Source organism: Micromonospora sp. NPDC051300 (assembly GCF_044455315.1).
Lineage (GTDB): Bacteria > Actinomycetota > Actinomycetes > Mycobacteriales > Micromonosporaceae > Micromonospora > Micromonospora robiginosa.
Genome location: NZ_JBITEP010000033.1, coordinates 24,585 through 49,574, shown reverse-complemented (window position 1 = coordinate 49,574; position 24,990 = coordinate 24,585). Strand labels below are relative to the sequence as shown.

25 protein-coding genes are annotated in these 24,990 nt (G+C 74.2%); 12 read left to right on the top strand and 13 right to left on the bottom strand.

Going from position 1 to position 24,990, the window contains the following annotated elements; genetic code table 11:
• Positions 1-29 precede the first annotated feature (29 nt).
• The 5 genes from ACIA5A_RS26780 to ACIA5A_RS26760 all read right to left on the bottom strand — a co-directional run bounded on the left by ACIA5A_RS26780 (position 30) and on the right by ACIA5A_RS26760 (position 3,804).
• A complete protein-coding gene (locus ACIA5A_RS26780; RefSeq protein WP_396767202.1) occupies positions 30-530 on the bottom strand; it encodes a hemerythrin domain-containing protein in 501 nt (166 codons plus the stop codon).
• A gap of 108 nt (positions 531-638) precedes the next feature.
• On the bottom strand, positions 639-1,781 hold the full coding sequence (locus ACIA5A_RS26775; RefSeq protein ID WP_396767201.1) for a S8 family peptidase: 1,143 nt from the start codon (positions 1,779-1,781) through the stop codon (positions 639-641).
• The gene (locus tag ACIA5A_RS26770) at positions 1,709-2,113 is read right to left on the bottom strand and encodes a hypothetical protein (protein WP_396767200.1); all 405 of its coding nucleotides are present in this window, start codon (positions 2,111-2,113) and stop codon (positions 1,709-1,711) included. Before ACIA5A_RS26770 ends, ACIA5A_RS26775 begins: the two co-directional genes overlap by 73 nt.
• A 112-nt stretch (positions 2,114-2,225) precedes the next feature.
• Complete coding sequence (locus ACIA5A_RS26765) at positions 2,226-3,089, bottom strand: NAD(P)H-hydrate dehydratase (protein ID WP_396767199.1); 864 nt, start codon at positions 3,087-3,089, stop codon at positions 2,226-2,228.
• A complete protein-coding gene (locus ACIA5A_RS26760; RefSeq protein ID WP_396767198.1) occupies positions 3,073-3,804 on the bottom strand; it encodes a histidine phosphatase family protein in 732 nt (243 codons plus the stop codon). The genes ACIA5A_RS26765 and ACIA5A_RS26760 overlap by 17 nt, the downstream gene beginning before the upstream one ends.
• A gap of 186 nt (positions 3,805-3,990) precedes the next feature.
• On the opposite strand from ACIA5A_RS26760, the gene ACIA5A_RS26755 reads away from it, so the two are divergent.
• A complete protein-coding gene (locus ACIA5A_RS26755) occupies positions 3,991-4,320 on the top strand; it encodes a hypothetical protein (RefSeq protein WP_181568672.1) in 330 nt (109 codons plus the stop codon).
• Between the two features lie 35 nt (positions 4,321-4,355).
• Positions 4,356-5,339 carry a DNA polymerase domain-containing protein gene (locus tag ACIA5A_RS26750; protein WP_396767197.1) on the top strand — a complete coding sequence of 328 codons (984 nt, stop codon included), beginning with the start codon at positions 4,356-4,358 and terminating at the stop codon, positions 5,337-5,339.
• Positions 5,340-5,343: 4 nt separating this feature from the next.
• On the opposite strand, the gene ACIA5A_RS26745 is transcribed toward ACIA5A_RS26750, so the two are convergent.
• A complete protein-coding gene (locus ACIA5A_RS26745; protein WP_396767196.1) occupies positions 5,344-5,850 on the bottom strand; it encodes an Lrp/AsnC family transcriptional regulator in 507 nt (168 codons plus the stop codon).
• Positions 5,851-5,922: 72 nt separating this feature from the next.
• Between ACIA5A_RS26745 and pdhA the strand changes: the two genes are divergently transcribed.
• The 4 genes from pdhA to ACIA5A_RS26725 all read left to right on the top strand — a co-directional run bounded on the left by pdhA (position 5,923) and on the right by ACIA5A_RS26725 (position 11,071).
• Entirely contained in the window at positions 5,923-7,128 is a 1,206-nt protein-coding gene (pdhA, locus tag ACIA5A_RS26740) for a pyruvate dehydrogenase (acetyl-transferring) E1 component subunit alpha (RefSeq protein ID WP_396767215.1), read from the top strand.
• Positions 7,128-8,132, top strand: coding sequence for an alpha-ketoacid dehydrogenase subunit beta (locus tag ACIA5A_RS26735; RefSeq protein ID WP_396767195.1), 1,005 nt, complete (start codon positions 7,128-7,130; stop codon positions 8,130-8,132). The genes pdhA and ACIA5A_RS26735 overlap by 1 nt, the downstream gene beginning before the upstream one ends.
• 110 nt (positions 8,133-8,242) lie before the next feature.
• Positions 8,243-9,622 (top strand): dihydrolipoamide acetyltransferase family protein, encoded by a 1,380-nt coding sequence (locus tag ACIA5A_RS26730; protein ID WP_396767214.1) that lies wholly within the window; start codon positions 8,243-8,245, stop codon positions 9,620-9,622.
• Between the two features lie 177 nt (positions 9,623-9,799).
• A complete protein-coding gene (locus ACIA5A_RS26725) occupies positions 9,800-11,071 on the top strand; it encodes an Ig-like domain-containing protein (protein ID WP_396767194.1) in 1,272 nt (423 codons plus the stop codon).
• 64 nt (positions 11,072-11,135) lie between these two features.
• Here the strand turns inward: ACIA5A_RS26725 and ACIA5A_RS26720 are convergent, their stop codons facing one another.
• Positions 11,136-12,155, bottom strand: a complete 1,020-nt coding sequence (locus ACIA5A_RS26720; protein ID WP_396767193.1) for an SMP-30/gluconolactonase/LRE family protein — start codon at positions 12,153-12,155, stop codon at positions 11,136-11,138.
• Positions 12,156-12,340: 185 nt separating this feature from the next.
• On the opposite strand from ACIA5A_RS26720, the gene ACIA5A_RS26715 reads away from it, so the two are divergent.
• Complete coding sequence (locus tag ACIA5A_RS26715) at positions 12,341-12,697, top strand: anti-sigma factor antagonist (RefSeq protein ID WP_396767192.1); 357 nt, start codon at positions 12,341-12,343, stop codon at positions 12,695-12,697.
• A gap of 54 nt (positions 12,698-12,751) precedes the next feature.
• Here ACIA5A_RS26715 and ACIA5A_RS26710 read toward each other — a convergent pair whose 3' ends face one another.
• Entirely contained in the window at positions 12,752-13,120 is a 369-nt protein-coding gene (locus tag ACIA5A_RS26710; RefSeq protein WP_107160247.1) for an FKBP-type peptidyl-prolyl cis-trans isomerase, read from the bottom strand.
• 143 nt (positions 13,121-13,263) lie between these two features.
• Positions 13,264-13,821 carry a DoxX family protein gene (locus tag ACIA5A_RS26705; protein WP_396767191.1) on the bottom strand — a complete coding sequence of 186 codons (558 nt, stop codon included), beginning with the start codon at positions 13,819-13,821 and terminating at the stop codon, positions 13,264-13,266.
• 215 nt (positions 13,822-14,036) lie between these two features.
• On the opposite strand from ACIA5A_RS26705, the gene ACIA5A_RS26700 reads away from it, so the two are divergent.
• Positions 14,037-14,735 carry a CBS domain-containing protein gene (locus ACIA5A_RS26700; RefSeq protein ID WP_396767190.1) on the top strand — a complete coding sequence of 233 codons (699 nt, stop codon included), beginning with the start codon at positions 14,037-14,039 and terminating at the stop codon, positions 14,733-14,735.
• A gap of 27 nt (positions 14,736-14,762) precedes the next feature.
• On the opposite strand, the gene ACIA5A_RS26695 is transcribed toward ACIA5A_RS26700, so the two are convergent.
• Positions 14,763-15,479 carry a helical backbone metal receptor gene (locus tag ACIA5A_RS26695; protein ID WP_396767189.1) on the bottom strand — a complete coding sequence of 239 codons (717 nt, stop codon included), beginning with the start codon at positions 15,477-15,479 and terminating at the stop codon, positions 14,763-14,765.
• Between the two features lie 88 nt (positions 15,480-15,567).
• Between ACIA5A_RS26695 and ACIA5A_RS26690 the strand changes: the two genes are divergently transcribed.
• Positions 15,568-16,224 carry a nitroreductase family protein gene (locus ACIA5A_RS26690; protein WP_396767188.1) on the top strand — a complete coding sequence of 219 codons (657 nt, stop codon included), beginning with the start codon at positions 15,568-15,570 and terminating at the stop codon, positions 16,222-16,224.
• A gap of 4 nt (positions 16,225-16,228) precedes the next feature.
• Here ACIA5A_RS26690 and ACIA5A_RS26685 read toward each other — a convergent pair whose 3' ends face one another.
• Positions 16,229-17,317: a DICT sensory domain-containing protein gene (locus tag ACIA5A_RS26685; RefSeq protein WP_396767187.1), complete on the bottom strand. Its 1,089-nt coding sequence runs from the start codon at positions 17,315-17,317 to the stop codon at positions 16,229-16,231.
• Positions 17,318-17,454: 137 nt separating this feature from the next.
• On the opposite strand from ACIA5A_RS26685, the gene ACIA5A_RS26680 reads away from it, so the two are divergent.
• Both ACIA5A_RS26680 and ACIA5A_RS26675 read left to right on the top strand, forming a co-directional pair.
• Positions 17,455-18,321, top strand: a complete 867-nt coding sequence (locus ACIA5A_RS26680) for a hypothetical protein (RefSeq protein ID WP_396767186.1) — start codon at positions 17,455-17,457, stop codon at positions 18,319-18,321.
• Positions 18,322-18,570: 249 nt separating this feature from the next.
• The gene (locus ACIA5A_RS26675; protein WP_396767185.1) at positions 18,571-19,881 is read left to right on the top strand and encodes a hypothetical protein; all 1,311 of its coding nucleotides are present in this window, start codon (positions 18,571-18,573) and stop codon (positions 19,879-19,881) included.
• A gap of 180 nt (positions 19,882-20,061) precedes the next feature.
• On the opposite strand, the gene ACIA5A_RS26670 is transcribed toward ACIA5A_RS26675, so the two are convergent.
• Positions 20,062-20,409, bottom strand: a complete 348-nt coding sequence (locus tag ACIA5A_RS26670; protein WP_396767213.1) for an Lsr2 family protein — start codon at positions 20,407-20,409, stop codon at positions 20,062-20,064.
• A 244-nt stretch (positions 20,410-20,653) separates the two neighbouring features.
• On the opposite strand from ACIA5A_RS26670, the gene lon reads away from it, so the two are divergent.
• Positions 20,654-22,990, top strand: a complete 2,337-nt coding sequence (gene lon, locus ACIA5A_RS26665; protein ID WP_396767184.1) for an endopeptidase La — start codon at positions 20,654-20,656, stop codon at positions 22,988-22,990.
• A gap of 211 nt (positions 22,991-23,201) precedes the next feature.
• Here lon and ACIA5A_RS26660 read toward each other — a convergent pair whose 3' ends face one another.
• Positions 23,202-24,962, bottom strand: a complete 1,761-nt coding sequence (locus tag ACIA5A_RS26660) for a DEAD/DEAH box helicase (protein ID WP_396767183.1) — start codon at positions 24,960-24,962, stop codon at positions 23,202-23,204.
• Positions 24,963-24,990 lie beyond the last annotated feature (28 nt).

Genomic DNA, 24,990 nt, shown 5'->3' with positions numbered 1-24,990 from the left:
TTAAGAAGGGGCCCCGCCTTGCATCCGGGTCAGGCGACCACGGCGTCGCGGGCCTTCTTCAGCGCCTTGGGGGCGGTCGGCGTCTTCGGCGCCGACGGGCGCAGGTCGAGCATGCGCTGGCCGATCTCCTGGAGCTGGTTACGCCCGAGCGCCTCGCGCACCTTGGGGAACCACTCCTGCTCCTCCTCCTCGACGTGGTGCAGCACGTTCTCGATCAGCACCGTCGTCTTGGCCACGAACCGCTCGTCGTCGGCGTCCATCGCGTGCAGTTCGAGGCAGAGCACGTCCGCGACGTGGTGCTCCTCGTACGACTCGAGGATGTCGTCCTCGACGTCCGGCACCAGCTTGCGGACCTCCGGGTACATCACCTCGTTCTCCAGGTAGGTGTGCACCGTCAGCGCCTCGACGATCTGCGTGACGATCTTCCCGCGCCGGCTCGCCGGCCCGTCCTCGGCCTCCTGGAAGGCCTTGAACAGGCGGCGCATCTCCTTGTGGTCCTCCTTGAGCAGGACGATCGCGTCGGTGGACACCGGGTTACCTCCTTGGTCGGCTGACGAAGCCCCTACCCGGCGTCCGACCAGGACAAACGGACCGGGCCCGGCGATCGTCGCCGGGCCCGGTCCGTGGGTGCGCGAGGGTTACCGCACCGCGTTGTACGCGTCGACCAGGCCGGCGCCGTAGAACCCGTTGCGGTTGCCGCCCGAGCAGGTCGCGTCGTAGGCGTTCGGACCCGTCGGGATCAGCGGCACCGGGTTGTAGACACCGGCCGGGCAGGACTTCGCCACCGCCGTGCGCTCCAGGAACGACGAGAGCTGGCCCGGGGTCATGCCCGGGTGGGCCGACAGCGCCAGCGCCGCGACGCCTGTGGCGTGCGGGCCGGACATCGAGGTGCCCTGCTTGTAGCCCCACCCGTTGGTGCGGGTGACGGTGTTGAAGGTGGTGGACAGGATGCCGTCGGTGGACGTCGAGCGCGCGCCCTGGGTGCGGAACCGGGTGTCGCCACCCGGCGCCGTCACGTCGATGACGCCCTGGCCGTACGAGGAGTAGTAGCTCTTCTCGCCGGTCGGGCCCACGGCGGCGACGGTCACCACGCCGGGCACCTCGGCCGGCAGGTCGAGGCAGGCGCTGGTCAGGTTCTCGCGCTCCTCCGGGGTGCCGTTGTTCGGGCTGCCGGTGTCGGTGATCTTGTGCGCGAGGTCGTAGTTGGAGTTGCCGGCGGACGCCACGTTCAGCACGCCCTTGGACTGCGAGTAGCGGATCGCCCGCTGCACGGCCTGCCACACCGGGCGCTGCCGGGCGTCGTTGCGGCAGTTCAGCTCCCACGGGTCGATGTAGTAGCTGTTGTTGGTCAGCTTCATGCCGTGGTCGGCGGCCCAGAGGAACCCGCAGACCGCGGCCTCCGGGAAGATGTAGCCGTCGTCGTTGACCACCTTGACGGCGGCCACCTTGACCCCGGGCGCGATGCCGGTGACGCCGACGCCGTTGACCGCTGCGGCGATGGTGCCGGCCACGTGGGTGCCGTGGTCGCTGGTGGTCGGGTTCCAGGCCGCCTCGGCGGTGTCGGTGACGCCGCCCACGCAGGACGTGCTCTTGTCCTTGGCGATCTGGGTCGCCAGGTCCGGGTGGCTGCTGGAGATGCCGCTGTCGAGCACGCCGACGACGACGTCCGCGCGGCCGGTGGTCACCGCGTGCGCCTGCGGGAGGTGGATCATGTCCATGTCCCACTGCTGGCCGTAGAGCGGCTCGCGGGTGGGGTCGGCGGTGGCGTCGGGCGCGGCCACCTCCACCGTCTCGCCCTCGTCGAGGGCGGTGCCCAGGCGGCGGTCGACGCGACCGACTGGACGCCCGCGCCGGCCACCTGCGTGGCGAAGGCCGGATTGGTGGAGCGGACGACGAGCACGCCGATCTGGTCGTAGCTGGCCACGACCGTGCCGTCGGCGGCGGCCACCCGGGCGGCGGCCTTGCCGGTGGTGGCGCCCTGCGGGGCGAGGACCAGGTAGGAGGTGTCCGGTCCGACGGCCGCCGCCGGCGACGGCACGCCGGTCAGGGCGAGGCCGGCGCCGAGCGCCGCGGCGGACGCGCCGGCCAGTGTCTTGCGACGAAGGTTCTTCACACGTACTCCCAGGGGCCGATCCGGTCCGACGAGCAGGCTGCTCGCCGTTGCCGGTTCAGCGCCGGTCCGGCCTGTGGTGTTACGCACACCACAGGCCGCCGGGCGTCGCGCGTCAGACCGTCGCCACCGTGTACGGGATCTCGTCGAGCAGCTCACGGGCGAGGAAGCCGATCCGGCCGTAGCGGGGCACCAACCGCTGCCCGCTCACCGCGTGCGCGAACGCCGCCCAGCAGGCCGCCTGCGCCGGGTCGGCGCCCCGGGACAGCAGCCCGGCGAGCAGCCCGGCCCGCACGTCACCGCTGCCGGAGGTGCCCAGCCCGGCGTCGCCGCTCTCCTCCCGCCAGGCCCGGCCGTCCGGGGTGGCGATGTGGCCGTACAACGACACCACCGCCTCGTACCGGCGGGCCAGCTCGACCGCCTCGGCGTCCAGGTCGTCGCCGGGGTCGCGGTCGAGCAGGTGCCGGGCCTCGGTGAGGTTCGGCGTGAGCACCACCTTGCGGCCCGAGCCGACCAGCAGGTCCGGTTCGTGGCTGAGCGCCCCGAGGGCGTACGCGTCGAGCACCAGCGCGGTCTCCCGGCCGGCCGCGTCGAGCACCAGGCGCAGCAGGTCCCGGGTGGCGTCGATGTCCCGCAGGCCGGGGCCGACCGTCACCACGTCCGCCTCGGCGACCAGGCCGCACAGCACGTCGCCGGGGTCGCCCCGGACCGCGCCCTCGTCGGTCTCCGGCAGGCCGACCACGAGCGCCTCGGGGACCTGGATGCTCAGCGACGGGGCGGTGGACTCGGCGGCGGCCAACTGGAGCACCCCGGCGCCGGCGCGCAGCGCGGCGACGCCGGCCAGCAGCACCGCCCCGGGAGTGAACCGGGAGCCGCCGACCACCAGCACCGTGCCGCGCGCCTCCTTGCCGCCGGTGGGCACGGGCAGCGCCCAGTCGCGCAGCAGCGCGGGGGTGATCACGTCAGACCGGCTCGGCATGGACCTCGTCCTCCCTGGTGGGCGTCGCCCCCTGCCGGTGCAGGTGGGCGACGTCGTTGAACATCTCCGGGCGGAGTCGACCGGACTCGTCGGCGCGCCACCCGGTCACCGAGCAGTTGGCGATGACGTGCTCGCGGGTGAGCGCCATCAGCTCCGCCTCGGTGAGCCCCTCCACCAGATATCGGAGCAGGAAGACCAGCGCGTCGTGACCGAACAGCAGCACCCGGCCGCCGTCGTGGTCGCGGCGCAGGTCGCCGAGGAGCGCGCGCAGCCGCAGCGCGACGTCGGTCCACGACTCGCCGCCGGGCGGACGGTAGTAGAACTTGCCGAGCCGGTCGCGTCGCCGTGCCTCGTCCGGGTGCCGCCGGCGCACCCCGTGCCCGGTGAGCCCGTCGAGGATGCCCAGTTCCCGGTCGCGCAGCCGCTCGTCGCGGCTCGCCGGCACGCCGGTCCCGGCGAGCGCCAGCTCGGCGGTCCGCACGGCGCGCAGGTACGGCGACACCACGGCCACCTCGGGCCGCCGATCCTCGGGCAGGCCGGCCAGCCACCGCCCGGTCGCCCGGGCCTGTTCCTCGCCGGTCGCCGACAGCGGCACGTCCGCGTCCCGGTGGGTGAGGTCGATCAGCTCCGCGCCGGACGTCTCGGCCGCGCCGGCCGCGACGTTCGCGGTGCTCTCGCCGTGCCGGACGATCCAGAGCGCTGCCAACTCCGCCATGCGGCTCCCGGTACCCGGGCCCCGCGTCGGGTAACCGCCCCGGCCCGGCCGGTTCGGCCCGGCGGGTGGTGGGCGCACCCGCCCGCCGCCGTGGCCGCCCGGGCGCCATCGGTGGGGCAGCGCGCTGTTGCATCGACCCGGCAGAATGTCCGCCGGGTCGCCGGTGGCCCGTGGAAGGGGTTGGGCATGTCGACGGTGGTCCGGGGGTTGCGCGAGGCGTTGGTGCTCTTCGTGATCGCGGTGGTGGTGATCGCGGCGGCGGTCGGCACCTGGGTGGCGATCAGCGGCGGTGACTTCGTGCACCGGCTGGGAGTGGCGTTCCTACTGGTCGGCGCCGTGATCGGGATGACCGGCGACCTCACCCTGAGCCGGATCGGCATGCTGCCGGCGCGGTCCACGTTCGGCCTCGCGCCGGAACGGGCCGACGGCGGTGGCGGCCGGGTGCTGACCGGCGTCGGCATCTTCCTCTTCGTCTCGGTGCCGTTGATCGTGGTCGGCGTCCTGCTGATCACCTGACGAGAAGCCCGCGCGACGGTGGCCGGTGCCCTACGGTGTTCTGCGTGGCGACCGCGGCGGCCGAGGAGATCCGGGTGGGGGAGCGGCTGGTCCGCGTCTCCAGCCCCGACAAGCCCTACTTCCCGGAACGCGGGCTGACCAAGCTGGACGTGGTGCGCTACTTCCTCTCCGTCGGCGACGGCATCCTGCGCGCGCTGCGTGACCGGCCGACCATGCTGGAACGCTGGCCGCGCGGGGTGTTCGAGGGCGCCACGGTGGCCACCCGGCAGACCAACAAGGGCGACGCGTTCTACCAGAAGCGGGTGCCGGCCGGCGCGCCCGACTGGGTGCGTACCGCGCACATCACGTTCCCCAGCGGCCGGACCGCCGACGAGGTGGCCCCGAGCGAGCTGGCGGTGGTCGCCTGGGCGGCCAACCTGGGCACGTTGCGCTTCCACCCGTGGCCGGTGTCGAAGGCCGACGTGGAGCGCCCCGACCAGTTGCGCATCGACCTCGACCCGATGCCGGGGGTGGACTTCGCGCAGGTGGTGCCGGTGGCCCACGAGGTGCGGGCGTTCCTGTCCGAGCTGGGCATGGAGGGCTTCCCGAAGACCACCGGCGGGCGGGGCATCCACGTCTACCTGTCGATCGAGCCGCGCTGGAGCTTCGGCGAGTGCCGGCGGGCGGTGCTGGCGCTGGGCCTGGAGATGCGGCGCCGGCGTCCCGACCTGGTCACCACGACCTGGTGGCGGGACCAGCGCGACAGGCCGGTCTTCGTCGACTACAACCAGATGGCGCGCGACCACACGATGACGTCGGCGTACTCGATCCGGCCCACGCCGGCGGCGCTGGTCTCCGCGCCGCTGGACTGGGCCGAGCTGGACGACGCCCGGCCGGAGGACTTCGACGTGGTCAGCATGCCGGCCCGGTTCGCCGGGCGCGGCGACCCGCACGCCGCCCTGGACGGGCGGCGGCACTCGCTGGAACCGCTGCTGGAGCTGGCCGACCGCGAGGGGTTGGAGTCGCCGCCGGAGCGCTGAGCGGTCATGCCCACGGGCTGAGCGTGCCGTCGAACTCCTCGAAGACCAGCCAGGTGCGGGTGGAGAGCACCCCGGCGATGCTCTGCACCCGGTCCAGCACCACGTCCCGCAGGGTGGCGTTGTCCGGCGCGCGCACCAGGGCGAGGACGTCGTGTTCGCCGCTGAGCAGCGCCGCGTGCTCGATGTAGCGCACCTGGGCCAGCTCGGCGGAGACCTCCCGCCAGGTGTTCTGCTCGATGGTCAGCGCGATGTACGCGGAGGTGCCCAACCCGGCCGGCTCGGGCGCCACCCGGGCGGTGAAGCCGGTGAGCACGCCGTCGCGCAGCAGCCGCTCCATGCGGGCGTACGCGTTGGTGCGCGAGACGTGGACCCGTTCGGCGAGCGTACGGATGGAGAGCCGGGCGTCGGCGACCAGTTCCCGCAGGATCCGCCGGTCGACGTCGTCGAGCGGCCCGGCCGAACGTCCCGTTCCGCCCGTCGCGCCCGGTGTGGTGCCGGTCTCCTGGCTCACCCCGCTCACCTCCTGGTGCCATTCGTCCCACGTTCATCGCGGATGTTGAGTCAATCATCCCCGGGCAGGAGCATAGGGCCACCACACGTCCAGGAGGTCCCCGCCGTGACGACCACACCCCAGGCGGTCCGCAGGGCATCCCCGCGCACCCGCCGGCCGGCCACCCCGGCCGCCGCCGACCCGTCCGCCGGCCTGCTGCCGCAGCCCGAGCCGGTCCGGATGCTCGACCCGGACGGCACCGCGTTGCCACCCCGCGACGACTACCCGGAGCCGCCGCTGGAGGCGCTGCGCGAGATGTACCGCCGGATGGTCGTCGGCCGCCGCTTCGACACGCAGGCCACCGCGCTGACCAAGCAGGGCCGGCTGGCCGTCTACCCGTCCGCGCGCGGCCAGGAGGCGTGCCAGGTCGGCGGCGTGCTCGCGCTGCGCGACTCGGACTGGGTCTTCCCCACCTACCGGGAGTCGATGGCGCTGACCGCACGGGGCCTCGACCCGGTCGAGGTGCTCACCCTGCTGCGCGGCGACTGGCACTGCGGGTACGACCCGGCGGTCACCCGCACCGCGCCGCAGTGCACCCCGCTCGCCACCCAGACCGTGCACGCCGCCGGCCTGGCCTACGGCGAGTCCTACCAGGGGCGGGACACCGTCGCGCTCGCGTTCATCGGCGACGGCGCGACGAGCGAGGGCGACTTCCACGAGGGCGTCAACTTCGCCGCCGTGTTCAAGGCGCCTGTCGTGTTCCTGGTGCAGAACAACAAGTACGCGATCAGCGTGCCGCTGTCCCGGCAGACCGCCGCCCCGAGCCTGGCCTACAAGGGCGTCGGCTACGGCGTGCCCAGCGAGCAGGTCGACGGCAACGACCCGGTGGCCGTGCTGGCGGTGCTCAACCGCGCGGTCGCGCACGCCCGCGCCGGCAAGGGGCCGTACCTCGTCGAGGCGCACACCTACCGGATGGAGCCGCACACCAACGCCGACGACCAGACCCGCTACCGCGACGCCGAGGAGGTCGAGGCGTGGCGCGACCGCGACCCGATCGCCCGGCTGGAGGCGTACCTGCGGTCGCGGGGCGCGCTGGACGACGCCGCGGTCGCCGCGGTCGCCGAGGAGGCCGAGGCGTACGCCGCGACGCTGCGCCGACGGATGGACGAGCAGCCCACCGTGGACCCGCTCAGCCTCTTCGACCACGTGTACGCCGAGCCCACGCCGCAACTTGTCGAGCAGCGTGAACTGGTCCGGGCCGAGCTGGCCGCGGCCCGCGACGAGGAGGGGGACGCCTGATGGCCGCCGTGACCATGGCGAAGGCGCTCAACGCCGCGCTCGCCGACGCGCTGCTCGACGACGAGCGGGTGGTCGTCTTCGGTGAGGACGTCGGCCAGCTCGGCGGCGTCTTCCGGATCACCGACGGGTTGCAGGCGCGCTTCGGCGACAAGCGGTGCTTCGACACCCCGCTCGCCGAGGCCGGCATCGTCGGCTTCGCGGTCGGCCTGGCCATGTCCGGGCTGCGGCCGGTGGTCGAGATGCAGTTCGACGCGTTCGCGTACCCGGCGTTCGAGCAGATCGCCTCGCACGTGGCGAAGCTGCGCAACCGGACCCGGGGCGCGCTCAGCGTGCCGATCGTGATCCGGGTGCCCTACGCCGGCGGTATCGGCGGGGTGGAGCACCACTGCGACTCGTCCGAGGCCTACTACGCGCACACCCCCGGGCTGAAGGTGGTCACGCCGGCCACCGTCGAGGACGCGTACTCCCTGCTGCGCGCCGCGATCGACGACCCGGACCCGGTGGTGTTCCTGGAGCCGAAGAAGCTCTACTTCGCCAGCGCGGAGGCGGAGCTGCCGGTGCGCACGGATCCGATCGGCACCGCGGTGGTCCGCCGGCCGGGCACCGACGCGACGCTCGTCGCGTACGGCCCGGCGGTGCCGGTGGCGCTGGCCGCGGCGGAGGCGGCCCGCGAGGAGGGCTGGGACCTGGAGGTGGTCGATGTGCGCAGCATCGTGCCGTTCGACGACGCCACCGTCACCGCGTCCGTGCGCCGCACCGGCCGGTGCGTCGTGATCCAGGAGGCGCAGGGTTTCGCCGGGGTCGGCGCCGAGATCGCCGCCCGGGTGCAGGAACGCTGCTTCCACGCCCTGCACGCCCCGGTGCTGCGGGTGTCCGGCCTGGACATCCCCTATCCCGCGCCGATGCTGGAGCACACCCACCTGCCCTCGGTGGACCGGGTGCTGGACACCGTGGCCCGGCTCCAGTGGGACGACCAGCCCGACACCCGGTGGGTGGCGGCATGACCGAACGCACCGAGCGCAGCGAGGGCCGTGAGGGCGTGCCCGGCCGGCACGGCATGACCGAACGCACCGAGCGCAGCGAGGGCCGTGAGGGCGTGCCCGGCCGGCACGGCATGACAGCCGCGACCGGAACGCGTGACTTCCTCTTGCCGGACCTGGGCGAGGGGTTGAGCGAGGCGGAGATCGTCGAGTGGCGGGTCGCGGTCGGCGACGTGGTCACCGTGGACCAGACGGTGGTCGAGGTGGAGACCGCCAAGGCCGTGGTCGACGTGCCCTGTCCGTACCCCGGTCGGGTCGTGGCGCTGCACGGCGCGGCGGGTGAGGTCCGCCCGGTCGGCCAGCCGCTGATCACCATCGCCGCGCTCGACGGCGACGGCACGGCGGACCCGCACGCCACCTACCGCGAGGAGGAGCGGGCCGGGTCCGGCAACGTCCTGATCGGGTACGGCACCGGGCACGGCGGCCCGGCCCGGCGGCGTCGCCGGCCGCGCCTGGCGGTCGCCCCGGAACCCGGCACCCCGGCCCCGGCGGACGTCGGCTCGCCGGCGGCGGCCGACCCCGTGCCGGTGGACCGGACCCCCGAGCCGGCGCGGGCCGCCGCTCCGGCGTCGGCGCCGCTCGTCATCTCGCCGATCGTGCGGCGGCTGGCCCGGGAGCACGGCGTGGACCTGGCGTCGCTGCGCGGGACCGGTCCCGGTGGCGTGATCCGCCGGGCGGACGTGGAGACGGCCCGGAGCGCCCCGGCCGCACGGCTGGCGGCGGTGCCGGACGCGCACGTCCGGCTCGCCCCGACCGGCGACGGCGACGTGGTCGTCCCGCTCACCGGCATCCGCAAGGTCATCGCGGACAAGCTCTCCCGCAGTCGCCGGGAGATCCCCGAGGTGACCATCTGGGTGGACGTGGACGCCACCGGGTTGCTGGAGACCCGGGCCGCGATCAACGCCGCCAACCCGGACGCGCCGGTGAGCATCCTGGCCCTGCTGGCCCGCGTCTGCCTCAGCGGCCTGCGGAGGTATCCGCAGCTCAACGCGCGGGTCGACACCGAGGCGCAGCGGATCGTGCAGTCCGCCGGGGTGCACCTGGGCATCGCCGCGCAGACCGATCGGGGCCTGGTAGTGCCGGTGCTTCGCGACGCCCAGCGGCTCACCACCGGGGAGTTGGCCGCCGCGCTGGCCGAGACCACGGCGGCGGCCCGGGCCGGCACGCTGCCGCCCGGTCGGCTGACCGGCGGCACGTTCACGCTCAACAACTACGGCGTGTTCGGGGTGGACGGCTCCACGCCGATCATCAACCACCCGGAGGCGGCGCTGCTCGGCGTCGGGCGGATCGTGGACAAGCCCTGGGTGGTCGACGGTCAGCTCGCGGTCCGCAAGGTGACCCAGCTCAGCCTCACCTTCGACCACCGGGTCTGCGACGGCGGCGTGGCGGGCGGTTTCCTGCGCCACGTGGCCGACTGCGTCGAACGCCCCGCCCTGCTGATCGCCAACACCTGATCCGACGCCGGGAGACCTTGGTACGAAACCGCCCCTCGAGGGGCGAACTCGTACCAAGGTCTTTTCCCGCTGCGGGATCTCGCGCAGCCGTTTCCGAGCAATTCCGCCGAAGATGCCACACCGTGACGCCGGGCCTACAGAATGTGGGCGAGGGGGTTCGGAAATGGGGGGCGAAATATGTTTGTGAGGCGGCGACTGACGCTTTTCGCGATGACCGTCGCGGCCGTGCCGCTCGCGGTCGGCGCGTGCACCGCCGGACCGAGGTCGGCGGTGAAACAGGCCGAGGCGGCGCCGCCGTCGGTCACGGTGACGCCGGCCGACCGGGCCCGCGACGTGCCGATCAGCGCGGAGGTGGGCACGAGGGTCAGCAACGGCAAGGTGACCGGCGTGAAGCTCACCGACGACAAGGGGCGCCCGGTGCCGGCCCAGGCGCGCGAGGACGGATCCGGTTGGGTGCCGGACGCTCCGCTGGCCAATTCCCGGACGTACACGGCCGAGGTGACCGTGACCGGCGATTCCGGGAAGACCACGACGCGCAAGACGACGTTCACGACGATGGCCAAATCCACCAAACCGGCCGTCACCAGCGAATTGTATTTCCAGGACAATCAGACGTACGGGACGGCGATGCCGGTGGTGCTCGGTTTCGACCCGCCGATCCCGCCGGAGGCCCGGGCGGACGTGCAGCGCCGGCTGTTCGTCAAGACGAGTCCGGCCCAGCCCGGCACCTGGTCCTGGATGTCCGACGGCAAGCAGGCCGAGTACCGGGCGCCGGACCGCTGGAAGCCCGGCACCAGGATCAGCGTCCGGAGCGCGCTGGAAGGGCTGCCCATCGGCAAGGAGGCGGTCGGCGACTCCGACCGGGTGGCGACCGCCAAGGTGGGCCGGCAGGTGTCGCTGGACATCGACAACACCACCAAGCAGATGACGGTCTACCAGGACGGCAAGGTGCTCCGGAAGCTCCCGGTCAGCCTCGGCAAGCCGAGCACGCCGAGTTCCAGCGGCACCATGGTGATCATGGAGAAGCACGAGCACACCACGTTCGACACCCGGGGCGAGCCCGACGGCGGCTACGTGGTCGACGTGGACGACGCGCAGCGGCTGACCTGGGGCGGGGAGTTCATCCACTCGGCCCCGTGGTCCGAGGGGGAGCAGGGCTACAACAACACCTCGCACGGCTGCACGAACGTCTCCGCCGCCGGCGCCGACTGGCTGATGGGCGTCACGCAGGTCGGCGACCTGGTGACCGTCAAGGGCACCGAGGTGCAGCTCCAGCCGGGCAACGGCTTCACCGCCTGGAACGTGAGCTGGAACGAGTTCGCCAAGGGCAGCGCGCTGCCCGTACCGGCGGGGCTGAAGCCCACGCAGAGTCCGACGCCGCACCCGGGCGCGGTGGCCGGCGGGTCCGCACCCGCGCCCACCCCGACCAGGAGCAACAGCGGCGGCTGAGATCCGGGGAGGAACGGCCATGGGCCGGCCCGCGTCCGCGCGGGCCGGCCCTGGCGCGCCGGTCTCAGTCCAGGTCGACGCGGGCCACCCCGGTCGCGGTCAGGCTGCCCAGCCAGAGCTGCCGGCCGTGCTGCCGCACGCCGGTCACCATCGGGTACGCGCCGCTCGGGCCGTGCAGGGTCCGCAGCACCCGCCCCGTGCCGTCGACGAGCGCGACCAGCCCGTAGCGGCGCGGCTGCGGCTGCACCGCCCCGGGCAGCAACGCGACGAGCTGCCGCAGCCGGGGATGGGGCAGCAGCCGTTCCATGGCGGGCAGCCGGGGGCTGGGCAGCGCGATCCAGTACGTCCCGTCGCCGACCGGGGAGACGTTGTCCGGGTAGGCCGGCAGGTCGGCCAGCACGGTGGCCCGGCCACCCGGCAGGTCGACCCGCAGCAGCCGGTGGGTGGCGGTCTCGACAAGCATGAGCGCCGACTCGTCCGGGGTGAGCGCCAGCCCGTTGGGGAAGTAGAGCCCGCCGGCCACCACGTCGGTGCGCCCGGTCCGCCGGTCGTAGGCCAGCACCCGGCCGTTGGGGCGGTGCTCCAGCAGGTCCCGCTTCCAGTGCGAGAGCGGGAACCGGTCGGAGCTGTCGGTGAAGTAGACCGTGCCGTCGCGGGCCACCGCCGCGTTGTCGGCCAGGTGCACCGGCGGCGCGGTGCCGGTCAGCTCGTGCACCACGCCGTCCGGGTCGACCCGCAGCAACCCCCGGTAGGCGTCGCAGACCAGCAGCCCGCCGTCGACCGGGTCCAGCTCGATGCCGAGCGGCCGGCCGCCGGTCACGGCGAGCAGCGTGGGCCGGGTGCCGGCCGGTGCGTCCACCGGCCACCACCAGAGCCGGCCGTCCTCGTCGCCGCTGATCGCCCGCCCCTCGGCGTCGACCACCACGTCCTCGGGCCCGAGCCCGCCGTCGGGCAGCGGCAGCAGGTCGGCGGTGTCCAGCCGGGTGTCGTCGGGGGCCCAGACGCCGGTAAGCGGCGGTGGCACGGTCGCCGGCTCGCGGACCGGACGGATCAGCAGGGGCACGCGCGGGCGGGGGACGGCCATCGGGTCATTGTGGGCCCGCCGGCCCGCCGGCGGGGAGTCCCGCGCGGCGTGTCCCGCCCGCGACGACGGCCGGCGGGCGGTTCGGGGACGACCCTGAGACGGGTCGGGGTCGGCACCCGGGCGATACCCGGAACCCCGCCGCCGAGCTGCCGGAACTGTCGGTGGTCGGGGGTAGGTTTGCCGGTATGAGGGACAGCGGCGACCGCTTCGCGGTGGTGACGGAGGTGCTCGACCACGCGGTCGAGCTGCGCCCGGTGGGCGAGATCGACATCGCCACCGTGTCGGCGTTCCGGGCCGCGCTCTGGGCGGCGCCGGCGCGGCCGGTGGTGCGCGTCGACCTGTCCGGCGTGCCGCTGCTCTCCGCCGCCGGGGTGCGCGCGCTCGCCGCCGCCCACCTGCGGATCCGGGCCCGCGGCGGCGAGCTGGTGCTGCTCGACCCGGCCCCGGTGGTGGCCCGGGTGCTGCGGGTGACCGGCCTGCACCGGGTCGTGCCGGTGCGCGAGTCGGGCCCCGCCCGCGAGCTGCTGACCTGCGCCGCCTGACCGCGCGACCGGGCCGCCGGCGTGCCGCCGGCGGCCCGTTGACCGCGCGAGCGCTCAGCGCACGCCGAGCAGGTCCACCACGAAGACGAGCGTCTCGTTCGGCTTGATGACGCCGCCGGCGCCCCGGGCCCCGTAGCCCAGGTGCGGCGGGATGGTGAGCCGACGCCGGCCGCCGACCTTCATGCCGATCACGCCCTGGTCCCAGCCGGCGATGACCTGGCCGCCACCGAGCGGGAACTCGAACGTCTCGCCCCGGTTCCACGAGGCGTCGAACTCGCGGCCGGTCGAGTGGGCCACGCCCACGTAGTGCACGCTGGCGAGCTGGCCGGCGTGGGCCTCCGGGCCGTCGCCGACCGTGATGTCCTCGACGACGAGATCGGCGGGCGGCGCGCCCTCGATCGGGCCAACCTCGGGCTTCTCCATGAGCGGGTCTCCTCGGTGCTGACGGTGTGGTCACCGTCGATCCTGCCCGATCGCGACCGGCCGATACGCGCCGGTACCCGCCCCGGCGCGTACGACCGGGCGGGCGTCGCCTGCCGGCGACGCCCGCCCGGGGCGACCTGCGCTCACCTCAGCCAGGGCAGGCGCTGGACCAGGGGGAGCTTCGCCCAGGCCCGGCCGAGGCCGAGGGTGTTGCCGGCGCCGACCAGGGCCAGGCCGGCGAGCAGGCCCGCGTAGATGAGGTGGTCGTCCATGAAGGGGTTGTTCTCCGGGGGCAGCACGGCGGTCCACATCATGACCAGCAGCAGCCCACCGGCGGCGGCGGCGATCCGGGTGCCGATGCCGAGCAGCAGCGCCACGCCGATGCCGAGCAGGCCGAGCATGAACAGCCAGTCCGCCCAGGCCGCGCCCGCGATGTCGTGGTAGAAGCCCTGGAACGGGCCGGCCGCGCCGAAGCTCAGGAAGCCCTTGGTCGGGCTGCCACCGTTGATCCAGGCGTTCTTCGCCGGGGTCTCGTGGCCCAGGCCGAACATCTTGTCCAGGAAGGCCCAGAGGAAGGTCCAGCCCAGGGCGATCCGCAGCCCGGCCCAGACGTAGCGGGTGGCCTTCTGGCGGGGGGTCTCGGCCGCCGGAGCGATGGTGGCGGCGGGGGTCCGCTCGATTGTCGCGGTCATGGTCTCCACGTCCTTCCTGTGCCTCGCACCGCGCTTTCCGGTGGCACCTTCATTCCACTCCCGGGCGAGGGCGGGGAGCAGGGCCGAGGGTGCCTCGCGTCCGGGTCCTTGGTCCCGTCCCGACCCGGTCCGGAGGGCCCGCCGGGTAGCGGCCCGCCGCCCCTGCCCGAGCCTCCGCCGGCGGCCTAGCGTCGCTGGTGGAGCCACGTGGCGAGGAGGTCGCGATGAGGACATGGCAGGTGGCGGACGTGATGACCAGGGACGTCGCCACGGTGGGCGAGGAGACGCCGTACCGCGACGTCGTCGATGTGCTGGTGCGGGAGCGGGTCAGCGGGGTGCCGGTGGTGGACTCGTTCCACCGGGTGCTCGGGGTGATCTCCGAGGCGGACCTGCTGCACAAGGTGGAGCGGGCCGGCCACCCCGACGAGCGGCGGGTGTTCGCCGGGCGTCGCCGGCGCGTCGCCCGGGAGAAGGCGGGCGCGCTGGTGGCCCGGGACCTGATGACCGCGCCGGCGGTCACCACCCACGGGCGGGCGTCGCTGGCGGCCACCGCCCGGCTGATGGACCGGGAGGCGGTCAAGCGGCTGCCGGTCCTCGACGACCTCGGCCGGCTGGCCGGCATCGTCACCCGTGGCGACCTGCTGCGGGTGCACCTGCGCACCGACGCGGAGATCCGCGAGGACGTGGTCCAGGAGGTGCTGCGCCGAGTGCTCTCCGTCCGCGACGGCCTGGTCACGGTGCAGGCCCGCGGCGGCGAGGTCACCATGGACGGACGGCTGGACCGCCGCAGCGCCGTCGACCTCGCCGGCCGCCTGGCCGGCCAGGTCGCCGGCGTGGTCGCGGTGCACAACGCCATCTCCTACGACGTGGACGACACCACGCTGATGGAGTTGGACCCGGTGCACGCCACCCCGATCGCCTGACCGTCGCGTCCGGTCCCGGGCGACCGCTCAGACCTCGGTGGCGAGCTGGGCGGCGAGCAGCGCCGGCGCCTCGGCGAGCGACGGGCCGTACCAGGTGAGGTGCCGACCGGAGACCAGCGCCGACGGCACCCCCGGGAAGGCCTCCGGCCCGTCCTCGGCGGTGAACCGGTACGGCTCGTCCGGCAGCACCACCAGCTCCGGCGCCCGGCCCCGCAGCCGGTCGAGCGTGGGGCGGGGATAGCGCTCCGGGTCGGTGGCCCAGCCGTTGACCACGCCGAGCCGGCGCAGCACGTCCCCGGCAAACGTGTCCCGGCCCAGCACCACCCAGGGGCGCCGCCACACCGGCACCACGGCGGTGCGGACCCGCTCCGGCACGGGCGGCGCGGCCCAGGCCCGGCGGGCCGAGCGCAACCACGCCGGCTCGTCGGACCCGCCGATCGCGGCGAGCAGCTCGCCGAGCTGGTCGAGCGCCTCCGGCACGGTGCGCGGAAAGGTGACCCGCACCGCGACGCCGGCCGCGCGCAGCGCCTCCGCGTCGGCCAGCCGGTTCTCCTCCTCGTTGAGCAGCACCAGGTCGGGCGAGAGAGCGAGCACCCGGTCCAGGTCGGGGTATTTCGTCCCGCCGACCCGGGCGACGTCCAGCCCGGCCGGATGCGTGCACCAGTCGGTCGCGCCGACCAGCACCTCCGGCCGGGTCGCCGCGACCGCCTCGGTCAGCGACGGCACCAGCGACACCACGCGCACGCCCGGCCTCCCCTCCTACCGGCTCATCCTCGCGTACCGCCACGGCTCTCCGGTGGCCGGCTCCGGCGCACCGGCCGAGAATGAGCGGATGCCTCCCCACCCGACCGGTCGACCGGTCCCCGACTACGGGGTCCCGCCGGCCGAGGCGCTGTCCCGGGCCCGCGAGTTCGCCGACCAGATGGTCCGCCGCCGGACCGTACGCGACTTCAGCGACCGCCCGATCCCGGCCGGCGTGCTGGCCGAGGCGTTGCGGGCGGCGGCGTCGGCGCCCAGCGGGGCCAACCGGCAGCCCTGGCGGTTCGTGGTGGTGACCGATCCGGCGCTGAAGCGGCGGCTGCGGGCTGCGGCCGAGGCCGAGGAGCGGGTCTTCTACGAGCGCCGCGCGCCGGAGGAGTGGCTGGCCGCGCTCGCCCCACTCGGCACCGACGCGAGCAAACCGTTCCTGGAGACCGCGCCGGCGGTGATCGTGGTGTTCGAGGTGCACCGCGGGCCGCGCTCGCCCCGGCCCTACTACGTGAAGGAGTCGGTGGGGATAGCGGTCGGCTTCCTGCTCGCCGCGCTGCACCGGGCCGGCCTGGCCACGCTGACCCACACGCCGAGCCCGATGCGCTTCCTCAACGAGCTGCTCGACCGGCCGGCCGAGGAACGGGGAAATCTGATCATCCCGGTCGGTTATCCCGCGTCCGGCGCCACCGTGCCGGACATCGACCGCAAGCTCCCGACCGAGGTGGTCGTGTGGCGGTGACCGCTCAGCCGGCCCCGGCCGTGGCGGCGGCCGGCTCCGGCGGCAGGCCCGCCACCGGCACCCCCTCGCGTACCGCCCACTGCACGGCGGCCCGCAGGTCCGCCGTCGGCAGCGGCCGCCGGGTGGTCACCGCGACCGCCGCGTGCACCGAGTAGGCGACGAACGGGAACGACCGGGCCAGCGCCCCGATCGCCTCGTGCAGCCGGCCCACCACGGCCAGCGCCTCCGGCTCGCCGAGCGCCGGCAGGACCAGGTGGAACTCGTTGTCGGTGACCCGCACCGCCCGGTCGACCGGCCGCAGCACGCCGGTCACGGCGGCGAGCAGGGCCTGACCCTCCCGGGCGGCGCTGCGCCTGCCGAAGCGCTCCGGCGAGCCGGCCGGCTCGTCCACCCGCAGGCCGACCAGCGCCACCGGCAGCGTGCCGGAGGCGGTCACCCCGTCCGCGCCGCTCCACTGGCGCAGGCCGGGCTCGTCGAGCATGCCGTCCGTCGTCTCGACAGGCGGCGCGCCGCGGTCGCCGCGTCGGGCGAGCAGCTTCAGCGCCGACTCGGCGCGCGCCTCACCCGGACCGGCCGGGATGTCCCGTACCCGGGCGACCGCCTCGTCCAACGCCGACCGGGCCGCGCCGGGCAGCCGCTCGGCGAGTCGTTCCCGCAGCCGGATCACCTCGTGCAGCGCCGCGTCCCGGCGGAACCCCCACCGGCCCTCGAAGAGGCGGCCGGACTCCAGCGTCGCGGCGGGGGTGACCTCACCCCTGTCGTACGCCACGAGCGTCGCGCCGAAACGGGGGGTCAGCGCCACCACGCTCCACTCCCGGGCCAGCTCCTCCGCCTCGTCCAGGGCCACTCCGTACACCCCGTCGGGCAGGTCCGGCGGGGGACCGCCGACCATGCCGACCACGGTGACCGCCGCCCGGCCGGCGAGGCGCTGGTAGACCGTGCGCTCGCGCTCGAAGTACGGCAGCCGCTGGAAGAGCGCGAACACGACCAGTGGGCCGTCCTCGGCCTCGGTCAGCGCGGCCCGCTCGATGGCGTGGGATACGGCGACGAGGCTGCGTTTGGTGAATCGCTCCGGGGTCCGTCCGCTGTGCACCCGCAGAGCCTAGATCGCCGGACCCGGGCCGCGCACCGCCCGTCGGTCGTCCGGATTTCGCCGCACCGCCGAGGCGGCCCCCATGATCGACGCCCTACACTCGGACGTCGGGCGAGCGACGGACGGGTTGTGGCGAGATGACGAGCACCGGCAGCGTGGCCGCCTCCTGGCTGCGGCCGGTCCCGGCCACGGCAGCGCCGCGCCTGGTGCGCGCCGGTCACGTCGGGTACGCCGACCGGCGGCTCGGCGAACTGGCGCAGGGCCGCCCGCCGGGAGTCACCGGCAGCCAGTGGAGCACCGCCGGACGGGCCCGCCTCGACCTGGTGGTCTGCGCCGCCGACACCGGCCTGCCGCGGTTCGCCGTGCGCCTCGGCGCGCCCACGCCCGACGGCTCGCCCGCCCGCCGCGACGAACGGCTCACCGACGCGGTCTGCGCCGCCGTGGGCCTGCCGCTGCTGCGGGTCGAGTCGTCGACGCTCGGCGGTGGCGAGCACGTCCGCCGGTTCGTCGAGTACGTGCTCGACGCCCGCGCGTACGCCGAGGGCACCGACCCGGACGGCGGGGACACGGTCTCCTTCCGCGACATCGTGGGCCGGCTGCCGGACGGCCGGCGGGGGCCGGTCAACGACCTCGGCGCGCTGGCCCGGGCCGACGCGGTCGACGCGTACGTGGCGGGCCGGCTGGCCGACCCGATCGTGCGCGGCCTGCACGTGCGGTGGACGGACGGCCCGGCGGAGGGGTGGAGCTGGGTCGAGGTGCGGGCCGGTCGCTGCCGGGTGGAGCGGGTGCGGCTGTCCTGTCGGGGCTTCTCCTGCGGGGTGGACCCGGGCCGGCTCGCCGAGGACCTGGCCGCGGTGGCTCTGGGGGAGCGGCTGCGTGACCTCGACGCCGACGCGGCGTCCCTGGTGGACCGGGACGCCCTGCGCGAGCAGGTGCGGCGCCTCGCCGCCCGGCGGGACTCTTTCGACGGCGGCTTCGCGTTCGACCATCTCTGCGCCGACTGATCCGCACTTCCGCACCACCGGCCGGGCCCTCGATTTTTTTCTGATCTCCGGTTGAACCTTCGCCGACGGCGCTCCGTACCTAAGCGGGAATGGACGCAGATCTTCCGCCGCGCCCGGACGGCGCGGAGACGGTGCGGAGAGGGCACCGTCGGCCATTGACGCGCGACCACGTGTCGCAGTGATCCCACCCCGAGGAATGACGCCCCGGGATCACCAGTCGACTACCGGATCGAGAAGGAGAGCAATTCGATGCGCAGGTCCACACGGGCGCGCCGGTCATCCGGTAACGCGCGGAGCAAGCGGGTGCTGGCCGTGGTCGGCACGCTCGCCGTCTTCGGCGGCATCGTCGCCGTCACCCAGATCTCGTCCGCCCAGGACCAGCGCAGGACCACCCGAGCCGCCTCGGCGTCCTGCGTGCCCTCGAGCCCGGGTGCGACCGCTCCGGGCGGTCAGGGCAGCACCACCCGGACCTGGCAGAACGGCCGCTGGGTGCGTAACCACTGGGGCGACGGCCAGATGTCGGCGGCCGAGTGCCAGCAGACGAACGCCGGTGGCGCCGGCGCCGGCACCCCGACCGTGGCCTGCCCCGACGTCAAGGGCAAGTTGCCGCAGGTGCCCGACCGGGCCCGTGCCGAGGTGGACCGCAACCTGGCCCTGTTGGACAGCCAGATCGCCGAGGCGAACCGCCGGCTCGCGGCGGAGGGCCGCAACGGTGGCAACTTCATCAACAACGCGATCCTCCGTCCGCTGGCGGACAAGCGGACCGCCACGCTGAACCGGATCGCCACCGCCATCGGTCGTGGTGGCCAGCGCCCGCAGGGCCTGGAGAAGCTCGCCCAGTGCGCGCTCGCCGACAACGCGCAGAACGGCGGCGCGAACAACGGCGGCGCGAACAACGGCGGCGGTCAGAACGGTGGCCAGAACGGCGGTCAGACCGGCGGCAACAACAACGGCGGTCAGACCGGCGGCAACAACAACGGCGGCAACAACAACGGTGGCCAGAACAACGGCGGTGGCCTTCAGCCGTTGGCCAAGGACTGCGGCCAGAGCCAGCTGGAGGCGCACAACGGCTTCCAGAACGGCAACCGGTGCGTGAGCACCGCCTTCGGTGAGGTCGGCGCCGCGGCCAACAACCCGTCGCTGCTGATCACGCAGTTCCCGAACCAGGTGCAGCGCAACCAGCCGTTCACCCTCCGGGTCACCACGAAGAACCTGGTGCGGGACCGCTTCCTCGCCGCCGGGCAGGGTGGCTACTACATCGAGAGCTCGCTGCTCAACGACCAGGGTCTGGTGCGCGGCCACTTCCACACCGCGTGCCGGATGCTCGGCAGCACCCGGCAGCCCCCGAACCCGCAGGACGTGCCCGCCTTCTTCGTCGCCACCGAGGACGGCAAGGGCGGCAACCAGCCGGACGACGTGCTGATCCAGATCCCGGGCCTGCCGGACTCGGGCCTGGCCCAGTGCTCGGTCTGGGCCGGTGACGGCTCGCACCGGATCCCGATGATGGAGCGGGCCAACCAGACCCCCGCCATCGACGTGGTGCGCATCCAGGTCAACTGACCGTACGACGACGGCCGGAGCCGCCCGGGAAGGATCTCGGGCGGCTCCGGCCGTTCGCGCGTGTGGAAATTGGTGCCGCCCCGACCGCGTGTCGCGAAAATTGTCGACCGGACAGAACTCGCCCGGGGTCACGCCGATTTCTCGGCCCGACCCCGGGCGCCCGACGGTGGCCCGGAAGGCTCAGCGGTTCTTGTACGCCTCCACCACGGAGACCGGGATGCGCCCGCGCTCGGAAATCTCGTGGCCGTTCTTGGCCGCCCATTCGCGGATGGCGCGGTTCTGCTCGCGGTCCATTCCGGAGGTGCTCGGCCGGGTGGCGCGCCGGGTCGTGCGGCCGGTGTCGACGGGGCCGCGGCCGATGCGCCGGCCAGCGCTGATGTAGGGGTCCAGGGCCTTGCGCAGGACGCCCGCGTTCTCGTCCGAGACGTCGATCGTGTACGCCACGCCGTCCAGGCTGAACTCGACGGTCCGATCGGCCTTTCCGCCGTCGAGGTCGTCGGTCAGAACGGTGATTACTTTCCTTGCCATCGCCATTACTCCCTGTGTCGGGCGGGGTGTGGCTAAGAGTTTGACCTACCAAGCGGTAATTTCGCAACAATACCCGCGCCGTCTCATTCGGCGGGTCGCGGAATCGGCGGGAGGTAAAAGGGGTCGGTGGGCCGCGGCGGTGGCGGGCACGTCGACGGAGTGTCGTGGGTCACAGGCCGGAACAAGGGGAACGGTTTGTTACTTGAGTCAGACACGCTCAACCGACGATGGCAGGTGTGTTTCGATGGCAACTCTTCCGGTACTTCCCCTGACCGACGCCGTCCTGCTGCCCGGGATGGTCGTCCCGGTGACCCTCGACCCGACCACCCAGGCCGCGGTCGACGCCGCCCGCGCCAGCGGCGACAAGACGCTGCTGGCGGTGCCCCGCATCGACGGCGAGTACGGCCCGGTCGGCGTGGTCGCCACCATCGAGAAGGTGGGCCGGCTGCCCAGCGGTGAGCCGGCCGCCGTGGTCCGCGGTCTCACCCGGGCCCGCATCGGCTCCGGCGTGCCCGGCGCCGGCGCCGCCCTCTGGGTCGAGGCGACCGCCCTCGACGAGCCGGCCCCGGCCGGCCGCGCCCGCGAACTCGCCCGCGAGTACCGGGCGCTGACCACCTCGGTGCTCCAGCAGCGCGGGGCCTGGCAGGTCATCGACGCGATGGAGCGGATGACCGACCTCTCCGAGCTGGCCGACTCCGCCGGCTACGCGCCCTGGCTCAGCCTGACGCAGAAGACCGAACTGCTCGCCGCGCCGGACGTCACCGCCCGGCTGGAACTGCTCGTCGGCTGGGTGAAGGAACACCTGGCCGAGCAGGAGGTCACCGAGCGGATCACCAGCGACGTCCGCGAGGGGCTGGAGAAGTCCCAGCGTGAGTTCCTGCTCCGGCAGCAGCTCGCCGCGATCCGCAAGGAGCTTGGCGAGGACGAGCCGGACGGCTCCGCCGACTACCGCGCGCGCGTCGAGTCCGCCGCCTTGCCGGACGACGTGCGCGAGGCGGCGCTGCGCGAGGTCGGCAAGCTGGAACGGGCCAGCGACGCCTCGCCCGAGGCGGGCTGGATCCGCACCTGGCTCGACACCGTCCTCGAGATGCCCTGGGGCACCCGTACCGAGGACCACACCGACCTGGCGGCGGCGCGGGCCGTGCTCGACGCCGACCACGCCGGCCTGGCCGACGTCAAGGACCGCATCCTGGAGTACCTCGCGGTGCGCAACCGCCGCGCGGAGCGCAACCTGGGTGTGGTCGGCGGGCGCGGCTCCGGCGCGGTGCTCGCCCTGGCCGGCCCGCCCGGCGTCGGCAAGACCAGCCTCGGCGAGTCCGTCGCCCGGGCGCTCGGACGCAACTTCGTCCGGGTCTCCCTCGGCGGCGTGCGCGACGAGGCGGAGATCCGCGGCCACCGGCGCACCTACGTCGGCGCGTTGCCCGGCCGGATCGTGCGGGCGCTGCGCGAGGCCGGCTCGATGAACCCGGTGGTGCTCCTCGACGAGGTCGACAAGCTGGCCGCCGGCTACTCCGGCGACCCGGCCGCGGCCCTGCTGGAGGTGCTCGACCCGGCGCAGAACCACACCTTCCGCGACCACTACCTCGAGGTCGACCTCGACCTGTCCGACGTGCTGTTCCTGGCCACCGCCAACGTGGTGGAGTCGATTCCCGGCCCGTTGCTGGACCGGATGGAGCTGGTCACGCTGGACGGCTACACCGAGGACGAGAAGGTGGCCATCGCCCGCGACCACCTGCTGCCCCGGCAGCGGGAGCGGGCCGGCCTGACCGCCGAGGAGGTGACCGTCGCGGACGAGGCGCTGGCGCTGATCGCCGGGGAGTACACCCGCGAGGCGGGCGTCCGGCAGCTCGAACGGGCCCTGGCCAAGATCCTGCGCAAGGTGACAGTCGCGTTGGCGTCCGACCCGGCGCCGGTCCGCGTCGACACCGGGAACCTGGCCCGCTACCTGGGCCGGCCGAAGTTCACCCCGGAGTCGGCCGAGCGGACCGCGGTGCCCGGCGTGGCGACCGGCCTGGCCGTCACCGGGGCCGGCGGCGACGTGCTCTTCATCGAGGCCACCGGCATGGAGGGCGAGCCGGGGCTGACCCTCACCGGTCAGCTGGGCGACGTGATGAAGGAGTCGGCGCACATCGCGCTGTCGTACCTGCGCTCCAACGGGCGACGCCTGGGCATCGACCCGAACGCGCTCGCCGGCCGGCGGATCCACGTGCACTTCCCGGCGGGCGCGGTGCCCAAGGACGGCCCGAGCGCCGGCATCACCATGGTGACCGCGCTGGCGTCCCTGGTGACCGGTCGTCCGGTCCGGCCCGAGTTCGGGATGACCGGCGAGGTGACCCTCTCCGGCCGGGTGCTGCCGATCGGCGGCGTGAAGCAGAAGCTGCTCGCCGCGCACCGGGCGGGCCTGACCGAGGTGATCATCCCGAAGCGCAACGAGCCGGACCTGGACGACCTGCCCGCCGAGGTCCGGGAGGCGCTGACCGTGCACACCCTCGCCGACGTCGCCGACGTGCTCGCGTTGGCGCTGCGTCCGGCCGAGGTGGACGCGCAGAGCATCGGCGGCCAGCCGCTCGCCACGGCCTGACCGCTGCCCGTCGGACCCCCGTCGCCAGGTCGGCGGCGGGGGTCCGTGCGTACCGAATGCGAGGTGAACCCGAGTCGACCTCGCCGTCGTGCGGTTCGCCGCCGCCCAGAACTGGGACCCGGTCTGGTCCGTCCGCAACTGCACCTGACCGCCGTACGGCGGCACGCCGGACCGACCCCCGCCGGGGCCGGTCCGTCGCCACGGTCTCCGGTTACCGGCGGTCGCGCCGGTCCCGGCCCTCGTAGCGGCGCTCGCCGCCGGAGTCGCCGTGGCCGTCCCGGTCCCGCCGGACGGTGGCCTTGCGGCCCTTGATGGTGCTGCCGCGCAGCCCCGCGATCACCTCGTCGGCCAGATCCTGCGGCACCTCGACGAGCGAGAACCGGTCCGCGATCTCGATCGAGCCGATGTCCCGACCGCTCGCCCGCGTCTCGCCGGTGATCGCGCCCACCAGGTCCTGCGGACGTACCCCGGCCCGCCGTCCCAGGCCGATGAAGACCTGGGTGGTGCCGGCGGCGCGGGAGCGCACCCCGGTCCGCCGGTCCCGGCCCTCGGCCCCGGGCCGGGCGTCCCGGTTCGCGCGGACGGCGACCTGCGGGATCTCCTCCTCGTCGGCGGTGCCGGGCAGCGTGGCCTCGTGCGCCAGCCGCACCGCGGCGAGCGCCACCTCCATCAGGTCGAACTCGTCGGTCAGCGACTCGACCACCGCCCGGAACGGCTCCAGGTCGTCCTCCAGCAGCGCCTCCCGCACCGCGGCCTGGGTCAGCTCGAACCGCCGGGTGCGCAGGTCGGCGACCGTCGGGATCTTGTCGATGGTGATCCGCTGGCCGGTGACCCGCTCTATCGTCTTGAGCATCCGGTGCTCGCGCGGCTCGGCGAGGGTGATCGCCACCCCCTCCCGCCCGGCCCGGCCCACCCGCCCGATCCGGTGCACGTACGCCTCCGGCGCGGACGGGACGTCGTAGTTGACCACGTGGGTGAGCTGCTCGACGTCCAGTCCACGGGCCGCCACGTCGGTGGCGACCAGCAGGTCCGCGGTGCCGGAGCGGAGCCGGCCCATCACCCGGTCCCGCTGCTCCTGGCTCATCCCGCCGTGCAGCGCCTCGGCCCGGTAGCCCCGGCCGTTCATCGTCTCGGTGAGCCGGTCCACCTCCTCCCGGCTGCGGCAGAACACGATCGCGGCGGTGGGCGACTCGACGTCGAGCACCCGGCCCAGCGCGGCCGGCTTGTGCGCCCGCGCCACCAGGTAGGCGCTCTGCCGCACCCGCGGCGCCGCGCCGGCCACCTGCCGCTCGCGCTCGATCCGGATGCGGACCGGGTCGGTCAGGTGCTGCCGGGCCAGCCCGTCGATGCGGGCCGGCATGGTGGCCGAGAAGAGCACCGTCTGCCGGCCCTCCGGGGCGTGCTCCAGGATCGCCTCGATGTCCTCGGCGAAGCCCATGTCGAGCATCTCGTCCGCCTCGTCCAGCACCACGGTGGCCAGCGAGCCCAGCCGCAGCGTGCCCCGGGCGATGTGGTCGAGCGCCCGCCCGGGCGTGGCCACCACCACGTCCACCCCGTGGTCCAGGGCCCGCAACTGCCGGCCGATCGGCTGGCCGCCGTAGATCGGCAGCACCCGGGCGCCCAGGTCCTTGCCGTAGCGGTGGAACGCCTCGGAGACCTGCACCGCCAGCTCCCGCGTCGGCACCAGCACCAGCGACACCGGGTCACCGTCCGGGCGTGCCACAGGCATCCGCTGCAGCAGCGGCAGCGCGAACGCGGCGGTCTTGCCGGTGCCGGTCGCCGCCTGTCCGAGCAGGTCCCGGCCGGCCAGCAGCGGCGGGATCGCCTCGCTCTGGATCGGGGTCGGCTCCTCGTAGCCGAGGGCGGACAGCGCTCCCAGCAGCTCGGCGCGCAGCCCGAGATCCGCGAAGGCGGGGGCGTCCTCGGCGTCGGCGGGGGTGGTGGGGTCGGTCGGGGTCGGTGCGGCGCTCATCCGACAAGCCTTTCATCACCGCCGGACG